This window comes from Euzebyales bacterium, assembly GCA_035461305.1.
In the GTDB taxonomy this organism is placed as follows: Bacteria; Actinomycetota; Nitriliruptoria; order Euzebyales; family JAHELV01; genus JAHELV01.
In genome coordinates this window covers 46,473-55,368 of the sequence record DATHVN010000135.1, presented here as the reverse complement: position 1 = coordinate 55,368, position 8,896 = coordinate 46,473, and the positions used below count along the sequence as shown (strand labels likewise).

Genomic DNA, 8,896 nt, shown 5'->3' with positions numbered 1-8,896 from the left:
GTTCGCCGCAGGCACCGGTCTGGCCGTGCTGCTGGTCCTCAACGTGGTCAACCCCGAGGCGCTCGTCGTCCACCACAACATCCGGCACTGGGAGCAGACTGGACGCCTCGACGTCGGCTACGCCGCCGGGCTGTCCGACGACGCCGTACCCGTCCTGGTCGACGTCGCCGACCGGCTCGATCCTCCGTACCGTGCGCAGCTGCGCGCGGCGTTGTGCACCCGTACCGTGCCCGTTGCCGGCGAGCCGTCCTTGTCTTGGAACTGGGCGCGCGACCGCGCCGCCGCCGCGCTCGACGCGAGGTGCCGCACGGGCTGACGCCGCACCCGACCGTGCACTGAGGCCTAGCATTGGCGCATGGCGTCCGACCACGATTCCCTGCCCGCTGCGGACGCGGCACTCGCGGCCGCGCTGTCCGGGCCGCTGCCCGGGGAGGACGGGGACACGGAGGTCGAGCTGCTGACGCTCGAGCAACTCGCAGACCATGCCGAGCTGCCGGCCTCCCTGCTCGAGGCGGTCGAGCGCGAGGGCCTGCTGATCCCCAGGGCGACCGACGACGACCGCCGCTACACACTGGCCGACGTCGAGGCCCTGCGCGCCGGGCTGGCGCTGGTCGAGGCCGGCCTGCCGCTGGACGAGCTGTTCAGCCTCGCCCGCGAGCACACGGCGGCCATGCGGACGATCGCCGACCACGCCGTGGAGCTGTTCCTGCGGTTCGTCCGGGACCCGATCCGGTCGCAGGCCGCCGACGAGGACGACGCGGCGGCACGGCTGCTCACGGCGTTCAGCCACATGCTGCCGGCGACGAGCACGCTGGTCGGCCACCACTTCCGGCGCCTGCTCGTCAACGCCGCCCACGACCGACTGCGGGAGCGCACGTGACCGACGTCACGACACGTACGACGACGGCGGCCGCACCGTCGCCACGCCTGTGGTCCCGGACCGTCGAGGTCGAGGCCGTGGCCGCCGGCGCCGTGCTCGCCGGCGGCGAGTGGTGCTGGCTGGGGCCCTCGGTGGAGCTCGCCGGCTGGGGCGCAGCGACTCGGCTGACCTTGGACGACGAGGCCGCCCGGGCTGCGGCCGCCGACCGTCTGGCCCGGCGGTTCGCCGCGATCGTGTCCGACGACACCGGCACGCCCGGCCCGGTCGCGTTCGCCAGCCTGACATTCGATCCGGCCGCGACCGGCTCGGTGCTGGTCATCCCGCGGACCGTTGTCCGTCGCCGCGATGGTCGGGCGTGGCTCACCGTCGTCGGCGACCGACCCGTCGCCGACGACGATCTGCGGCTGGCGGACCCGCCGCCGGCGCCGCGCCCGTCCCCGCGGGTGCGCTACGCGGGGGCGAGCGCCGCCGAGATCGGCTGGCTCGACGCGGTCGACCGCGCGGTGCGCCGCATCCGGGCGGGTGACGTCGAGAAGGTCGTGCTCGCCAGGGACCGGCAGGTGTACAGCGAGGCGCCGTTCGACCTCGTCACGCTGGTGACCCGCCTGCGGGACCGCTTCCCGGACTGCTTCACGTTCCGCGTCGCGGGCCTGGTCGGTGCCTCGCCCGAGCTGTTGATCCGCCGGACAGGTGACCGGCTGCGCTCGCTCGTGCTGGCAGGGACGGCCCGACGCGGCGCCGACGACGCAGAGGACCGCCGGCTCGGCGATCGCCTGCTCGCGTCGGCCAAGGACCTCGCAGAGCACCGCCCGGCCGTGGCGTCGGTGCACGCGACGCTGGAGCCGCTCACCGCCCGCCTCGACGTGGAGGACACCCCCCACCTGCTGCGGCTCGCCAATGTCATGCACCTGGCGACGTCGGTCACGGGCACGCTCGTGTCATCGGTCGACGCGCTGACGCTGGCGGAGCGGCTGCATCCGACGGCAGCGGTCGGTGGGACGCCCACGGCGCGGGCACTGGAGCTGATCGCGGAGCTCGAGACCATCGACCGTGGGAGGTACGCGGGACCGGTCGGGTGGGTCGACGCCGCGGGCGACGGCGAGCTGGCGATCGCGCTGCGCTGCGCGCAGGTCGACGGCGCTCGCGCCCGGCTGTTCGCCGGTGCCGGCATCGTCGGCGACTCGCTTCCCGAATCAGAGCTCGAGGAGACCCGCCTGAAGCTGCGCGCGATGCAGTCCGCCTTCTGAGCGTGGCAACCAGGACCGAGATTCCGTGACCGGCTGCCACACACGGGGGACCGTGGCAACCAGCACCGAGATATCGTGACCGGCTGCCACGCAGGCGGGACCGTGGCAGGCGCGCCGGGCGGATCAGTGCTGGAGGACGGCGGCGACCGTGGCGCTCAGCTCGCGGTGCAGGGCGGCGTTGGCGTCGCGGTCGGTGCGGACCTCCACCAGATGCAGTCCGCCGAGATCCAGCGCGCCGCAGACCGTGTCGGCCAGGTCGGCGGCACGTGGCAGCGGGTGGTACGCCACCCCGTAGAGCGCCGCCAGGGATGCGAACGCGATGCCGTGCGGGGTGCCGAACAGGCGCTCGAAGCCCTCCACCTCGCGCTGCTCGAGCAGCGAGAAGATCCCGCCACCGTCGTTGTTGACGACGACGAAGACCGCATCCAGCTCGGCAGCGTCCGCCAGGAGGAAGCCGTTCTGGTCGTGCAGCAGCGAAAGGTCGCCGCACAGCGAGGCGACCGGGCCGTCGTGGCCGATGGCGACGCCAAGGGTGGTCGACACGAACCCGTCGATGCCGCTCGCGCCCCGGTTGCCCAGGACCCGCAGGCCGCGCCGCGGCCGCATGACCGCCGAGAGGTCGCGGATCGGCATGCTCGACGCGGCGACGAGCGCTGAGCCGTCCGGCAGGCACGCGGCCAGGTCACGTGCGACACGGGGCTCGGTGGGCGCGGACCGCTCGTCCAGCACGGCGTCGACCGCCGCGCGAGCGGACCGCTCCGCGTGCTGCCACTGCGCCAGGAAGTGGGTCGTGCGCCGGCCGTCGAGCCGGTCCGTCACGTCATGCAGCAGCGCGGTGGGATCGGCTCGCACGATGCGCTCGACTGTGCGCCCGGGATCCAGCCATGCGCCGTCGGCGTCGACAACCACGGTCCGTGGCACGCCGTCGAGCCACCGTCGGACGCTGCGGGTCAGCACCGGCCGACCGATGACCACCGCGACGTCCGGTCGGTGCGCGTCGGCGAACCCGGGATCGGCCAGGAGCAGGTCGGCGGTGCTGACGACGTGGTCACCCGTGCGCGCGCCGCTGTGCGGCTCGGCTATGACCGGCCAGCCGGCCACCGTGGCGAACCCGGCGACGACGACACCGTCGACCTCGACGTCTCCCAGGACCAGCGCGCCGCGCGGGTGCGCGTCGACCAGGCCGGCGGCCTCGGCGACCAGCGACGGCACCGGCAGCCCGAGGTCGACCGTGCGGGTCGCCCACGGCTGGCCCGCCTCGCGGATCCCGTCGAGGGGCTCGATCCAGTCGTCGTCGCGATCGGGCACCAGCGGCTCGCGCAGGCCGACGTTGCAGTGGACCGGCCCGGCGGGGTGGCCCCGCGCCTCCGCGAGCGCTCGGGCGGCGATCGACCGCCAGTAGGCGACCGCGCCGGCGCGCCGCTCTGCGACGCTGATGTCGACCGACCAGCGCGTCACGCCGCCGTACACGCCGGGCTGGTCGATCGTCTGGTTCGCGCCGGTGGCCCGCAGCTCCGGGGGCCGGTCGGCGGTCAGCACGACCAGGGGCGTGCGGGAGTGGTGGGCCTCGACGACCGCGGGGTGGAAGTTGACGGCGGCGGTGCCCGACGAGCACACGACCGCGGCCGGCTGCCTCGACGCCCTGCCGATGCCGAGCGCGAGGAACGCCGCCGAGCGCTCGTCGATCTCGACGTGGACGGTCACGTCCGGGTGTGCGTCGAACGCCAGCGCCAGCGGCGCCGAGCGCGAGCCGGGGGCGATCACGGTGTGGCACAGCCCACCGCGAGCGAACTCGTCGGCGAGCACGCGCGCCTGCGCGGTCGACGGGTTCACGCGCCCACGACCTCCCGCACCGTGTCCAGGCGCCGACCCCATGCGGCTACGACGTCGTCGCCGGCCGACCATCGATCGATCAGCGGCACCGACGGGACGGGACGCCGCACGGCCAGCTGGCCATCGACCGGCACGAGCGGGTCCTCCACGACGTCACCGGCCAGCAGCGTCGCGGTGCCGAGCCCGCAGGCGTGGGGCAGGTCGGGCAGCGCCGCCGCGAGCGCAACCCCCGCGGCGAGGCCGACAGACGTCTCGACCGCCGACGACACGACAGCCGGGCGGCCACAGGCCTCGGCGACCTCGAGGCAGCGCCACACGCCGCCGAGCGGCTGGACCTTGAGGATCACGACGTCGGTGGCGTCGATCCCTCGGATGTGCAGCGGGTCCGGCGCCAGGCGCACCGACTCGTCGGCGGCCAGGGGCACGTCCACCCGCGTGCGCAGCCGAGCGAAGTCGGCGAGGTCGGCCACGGGCTGCTCGACGTACTCCAGGTCGAACCGCGCCAGTGCGCGCAGCTTCTCGACGGCGGTCTCGAGGTCCCATGCGGCGTTGACGTCCAGCCGCAGCCTGCCGTCGGGACCCAGGGCGTCACGGACGGCCTCGACCCGCGCCACGTCGCCGGCGTCGCCAACCTTGACCTTGGCGGTCGTGCAGCCCGACGCCCGGGTGAGGTCGTGGGCGCGCTGGGGGTCGACGACGGGCACGATCGCATTGACCGGCACCGTGTCGCGTCGCGCACGCGGCCACGCCCGGGTGGCGGCCTCGTGCGCGGCACGCCACCAGCGTGCAGCCAGATGCGGGCGGTGGTCGGCGAACGGCGACCACTCCCCCCATCCGGCCGCGCCCCGCACCAGGACGCCGGTGCGGGACGTGACGCCTCGGAACCGCAGCCGCAGCGGGATGTCGAACGCCGCCACGACCGTCGTCCCGGCATCGTCGACCTGCATCCACGGGGACCCCATCGACGGCACCGTCACAGGAACACGCCGGGCGCGATGGATGCCATCGTCAGCCCGCCGGCGAGCAGCAGGCCGTAGACGAGCTGCAGGAGCCCGGTCATCGCGAGGCCCGCGACCAGCACTGCGGCGTCGTCGGCCTCCATCCCGGCCGCCACCTTGTTCTGCGCGCTCAGCGCGAGCGGCACGGCGAGGAAGGCGACGGCCGGCCACACCGACAGCGAGACCAGCGCCACCATGCCGGTCGACAGGATCGCGGTGTTGATCAGCACGATGTACAGGTAGAAGGTCGGCCGCTCCCCGAGGCGCACCGCGAGCGTGCGCTTGCCGGTCCGTGCGTCCGTCGGGATGTCGCGCAGGTTGTTGACGACCAGCAGCGCGACCGACAGCAGCCCCACCGGGACCGCGGCCACGGCGGGCAGCCAGCGCAGCTGCTCGTCCTGCACGTAGGCCGAGCCCATCGTCGCGACCAACCCGAAGAAGGCGAACACGAACACCTCGCCGAGCCCGGTGGACGCGTACGGCCGTGGCCCACCGCTGTAGCCGATCGCGGCGGCGAAGCACGCCAGGCCGACCAGCAGCAGTTGCCACCCGACCGCCGCGGCCAGCGCCAGCCCCGCGACGGCGGCGACGGCCAGCGCCGCCACGATCGCCGTCCGCATGCGCTCCGGTGCGACGTGGCCGGACGCGACCGCGCGCTGTGGTCCACGGCGGTCCGCGGTGTCCACGCCACGGACCCCGTCGAAGTAGTCGTTGGCGAAGTTGACGGCGACCTGCACGGCCAGCGCCACCACGAGCGCGGCCGCCATGCGCCACCCGACCACGCGCGTGGCCGACGCCGTTCCGACCAGCACGGGTGACAGGGCGGCCGGCAGCGTCCGCGGCCGCGCCGCGGCCACCCAGACCTCAGCCGCCACGGGCCGACTCCCGTCTCCAGCGATCGCTAGCGTGTGGACGATGGACCCATCGCAGGCTAGCGCGCGCCGGAGCGGCGTACGGCTGATCGCCGTGCGCCCGACCGGAGGGGCGGCCGTCGCGATGATCGACGACGTGTGGCGGGCCGGGGACGCGGCGCTGCCGCTGGACCCGACGCTGCCGGATGCGGCCGTCGAACGGATCGCCGTTGGCCTCGGCGCGCACGCGGTGCGCGACGCCGACGGCGAGCGCGACCTCGGCGACGGCGCCGAGGTCCCGCACGGCACGGCGCTGGTGGTCCGCACGTCCGGGACGACCGGCGCCGCGCGTGGGGTCATGATCAGCCGCTGCGCGCTGGATGCCGGAGTTGCGGCGAGCGTCGACCGGCTCGACGCGGGCGCCGCACGCTGGCTCGGCGTGTTGCCGGTGCACCACATCGCCGGCCTCATGGTCGTCCTGCGGGCACGCGCCGCGGGGACGCCGCCCGTGCTGCACGACCGCTTCGACGCGGCCGCGGTCGCTGGCGCGACGGCGGCGACCCACGTCGCGCTCGTGCCGACGATGCTGCACCGCCTGCTCGAACGCGGCGTCGACGTCGGCCGGTTCGAGCGGATCCTCCTCGGCGGCGCGGCCCCCCCGCCCGACCTGCTCGCCCGCGCCACCGCTGCGGGCGCCCGTGTGACCGTGAGCTACGGCATGACCGAGACCTGCGGCGGATGCGTCTACGACGGCGTGCCGCTCGACGGGGTCGCCGTGGCGATCGATCCGGATGAGCGGGTCCTCCTGCGGGGCACGGTGCTGGCCGACGGGTACCGCGTGGGTGGCCGGCTGGTGCCGCTGCTCGACGCCTGGGGCTGGTTCCGCAGCAGGGACGTCGGGCGGTTCGACGAGGGCCGCCTGGTCGTGACGGGCCGCAGCGACGACATCGTCATCAGTGGCGGGGTCAATGTCGCGACGACCGAGGTCGCTGCCATCCTGCGGACCCATCCTCGGGTCGCGGACGCCGCGGTGATCGGGGTCGCCGACGCCGAATGGGGCCAGCGGGTCGTCGCCTACGTCGTGGCGACCGACGTCACCTCACCACCGGCAGCCGAGGACCTGCGCGCCCACGTCCGGGCGACCGCGCCGGCCGCGATGGTGCCGCGCCAGGTTGAGGTGGTCGCCTCCCTGCCGCGCACGGCGCTGGGCAAGGTCGACCGCGGCGCGCTGCGGAGGCGTGCCGGTGACACCGCGGCCATCGGCACGCGGGACTGAGACGCGCGCACGCGGCGACCGGCGCGCGGCCGCGTCGGTACCATCGCCGCATGTCTGTCGCAGCCACGCGCCGGCTCACTCTGGCGGCGGTCGTCACCAACGTCGCGATCGTCGTGACCGGCGGCGCGGTCAGGCTGACGGGTTCGGGCCTCGGGTGCCCCGAGTGGCCGACGTGCAACGACGGCAGCGTCGTGCCGCTGGCCTCGGCGGAGGTCGCCGCGTGGCACCAGGCCATCGAGTTCGGCAACCGCCTGCTGAGCTTCGTCGTGCTCGCGGTCGCGCTCACCGTGCTGGTCGCCGTGTGGCGGGGACGACCCCGCCGTCGTGACCAGGTGCGCCTGGCGGCGGCGCTCGTGGCCGGCATCCTCGGGCAGGGCGTGCTGGGCGGGATCACCGTGCTCACGGGCCTGCACCCGCTGATCGTCGCGGCGCACTTTCTGCTGTCGATCGGGCTGATCGCCATCGCGGTCGTGCTGCACGACCGGGTGCGGAGGCCCGACGGGCTGGCCGAGGTGGTCATCCGACCCGAGCTGCGACGCGTGCAGCACCTGCTGCTCGGCGTGGTCGCCACGGTGCTGGCCCTGGGGACCCTGGTCACCGCGACCGGTCCGCACGCGGGCGACGTCGGTACCCCGCGCCTCGGCCTGGACCCGCGGGTCACCAGCCAGTTCCACGCCGACGGCGTCTTCCTGCTCCTCGGCCTGGCCGTCGCGCTGTGGTTCGGGCTGCGGGCCACCGCCGCGCCGGTGCGCGTCCAGCGCGCCGTGGCCACCCTGCTGGGCGCGTCGCTCGCCCAGGGGCTCATCGGCTACGTCCAGTACTTCACCGGCCTGCCCGAGGTGCTCGTCGGCGCGCACCTGCTCGGTGCATGCCTCGTGTGGATCGCCGCCGTCACCATGTGGCTGTCGGCTGTCGCTCGCTCCCCCGCCGTGGCCTCCGACGACCGCGCCGACCGTGGGGCGGTGTCAACCACGGTGCGTTGACACGGCACGCGCGCGCTGGTGGGCATGGACACGGTGGCGGCCCGTCCGCGCCAGGAGCGAACGGGCCGCGTGGCCGGTGCCGCTGGGGCTCAGCCGGTGGGACGCCGCGTGGTGACACCCACGCCGACCAGGCCGAACAGCGCGGCGAACAGGGCGCCGAAGGCGACGGGGACCGTGCCCACGCCACCCGCACCGCCACCGCCGGTGTCGACGCGGGTCGGGACGGGGATGTCGCCGTCCGACGAGCCGCCGGCGTCCGACGTCCCGGCATTGGTGTCGTTCGTCTCATCGACGCCGTCGCCCGAGGTGTCGTCACCGGAGGTCCCGGCGTCACCGTCGCAGTACCTCGACTCGACCTGGCCGATGAGCGAAGGCAGGGTCTTCGTCAGATGCTCGCGCTCGGCGTCGCTGAATTGGGCGAGCTCCTCCTCGGGCGCCTTGTCGAGCGCCGCGCGGGCCTGGGCGACGATCTCGTCGGTCGACGTCTCATCGAGCTTGTCGCACAGCAGTGCCTGCAACTCGTCCTCGGACGCGGACGTCAGCTCGTCGTACGACAGGCCGAGGCCGTCCGCGGCGGCGCGTAGCGCTGGCACGTACTCGCCGGGCACGTCGGACAGCGGCGCATCGCTGGGTTCGCCGCCGACCGCGGCCGTGGGCAGCACGACCATGAGCACCAACAGCGCCGCGACCAGCATCCGTCCAAGGTTCTGCAACGTCTCCACACCCCGCACTCGGCATCCGGGTGGTCGTGTGTGAGTGTTGACCGTCCAGCCGCGGGCGGCAGTTGCACCCGCCGTATCGAGCGGACAGGTCTGGCTGCCCGGCCGT

General features: G+C 74.6%; 9 protein-coding genes. 5 read left to right on the top strand and 4 right to left on the bottom strand.

From position 1 onward, the window contains the following. The 3 genes from VK923_12660 to VK923_12650 form a co-directional block, all read left to right on the top strand. The coding region (locus tag VK923_12660; GenBank protein ID HSJ45528.1) for a DUF4153 domain-containing protein at positions 1–316 on the top strand (316 nt) is incomplete at its 5' end. Between the two features lie 39 nt (positions 317–355). After that, the gene (locus tag VK923_12655) at positions 356–880 is read left to right on the top strand and encodes a MerR family transcriptional regulator (protein ID HSJ45527.1); all 525 of its coding nucleotides are present in this window, start codon (positions 356–358) and stop codon (positions 878–880) included. Beyond that, the gene (locus VK923_12650) at positions 877–2,127 is read left to right on the top strand and encodes an isochorismate synthase (protein HSJ45526.1); all 1,251 of its coding nucleotides are present in this window, start codon (positions 877–879) and stop codon (positions 2,125–2,127) included. Before VK923_12655 ends, VK923_12650 begins: the two co-directional genes overlap by 4 nt. 123 nt (positions 2,128–2,250) lie before the next feature. Here VK923_12650 and menD read toward each other — a convergent pair whose 3' ends face one another. From menD to VK923_12635, 3 genes are read right to left on the bottom strand one after another with little or no spacing between them, the layout of a single operon-like run. Beyond that, complete coding sequence (gene menD / locus VK923_12645) at positions 2,251–3,960, bottom strand: 2-succinyl-5-enolpyruvyl-6-hydroxy-3-cyclohexene-1-carboxylic-acid synthase (protein ID HSJ45525.1); 1,710 nt, start codon at positions 3,958–3,960, stop codon at positions 2,251–2,253. Next, a complete protein-coding gene (locus VK923_12640; GenBank protein HSJ45524.1) occupies positions 3,957–4,907 on the bottom strand; it encodes an o-succinylbenzoate synthase in 951 nt (316 codons plus the stop codon). Before VK923_12640 ends, menD begins: the two co-directional genes overlap by 4 nt. Positions 4,908–4,933: 26 nt before the next feature. Continuing rightward, positions 4,934–5,833: a 1,4-dihydroxy-2-naphthoate polyprenyltransferase gene (locus VK923_12635; protein HSJ45523.1), complete on the bottom strand. Its 900-nt coding sequence runs from the start codon at positions 5,831–5,833 to the stop codon at positions 4,934–4,936. A gap of 91 nt (positions 5,834–5,924) precedes the next feature. Between VK923_12635 and VK923_12630 the strand changes: the two genes are divergently transcribed. Further along, positions 5,925–7,085 (top strand): AMP-binding protein, encoded by a 1,161-nt coding sequence (locus VK923_12630; protein HSJ45522.1) that lies wholly within the window; start codon positions 5,925–5,927, stop codon positions 7,083–7,085. Between the two features lie 50 nt (positions 7,086–7,135). Beyond that, positions 7,136–8,068 (top strand): COX15/CtaA family protein, encoded by a 933-nt coding sequence (locus tag VK923_12625; GenBank protein HSJ45521.1) that lies wholly within the window; start codon positions 7,136–7,138, stop codon positions 8,066–8,068. Positions 8,069–8,157: 89 nt separating this feature from the next. Here VK923_12625 and VK923_12620 read toward each other — a convergent pair whose 3' ends face one another. Continuing rightward, entirely contained in the window at positions 8,158–8,790 is a 633-nt protein-coding gene (locus tag VK923_12620) for a hypothetical protein (protein HSJ45520.1), read from the bottom strand. Positions 8,791–8,896: the final 106 nt, after the last annotated feature.

Bases quoted from the DNA above. Each gene is read 5' to 3' on its own strand.
- VK923_12655 (HSJ45527.1), top strand. From the start codon at position 356: ATGGCGTCCGACCACGATTCCCTGCCCGCTGCGGACGCGGCACTCGCG.
- VK923_12640 (HSJ45524.1), bottom strand. From the start codon at position 4,907: ATGCAGGTCGACGATGCCGGGACGACGGTCGTGGCGGCGTTCGACATC.
- VK923_12625 (HSJ45521.1), top strand. From the start codon at position 7,136: ATGTCTGTCGCAGCCACGCGCCGGCTCACTCTGGCGGCGGTCGTCACC.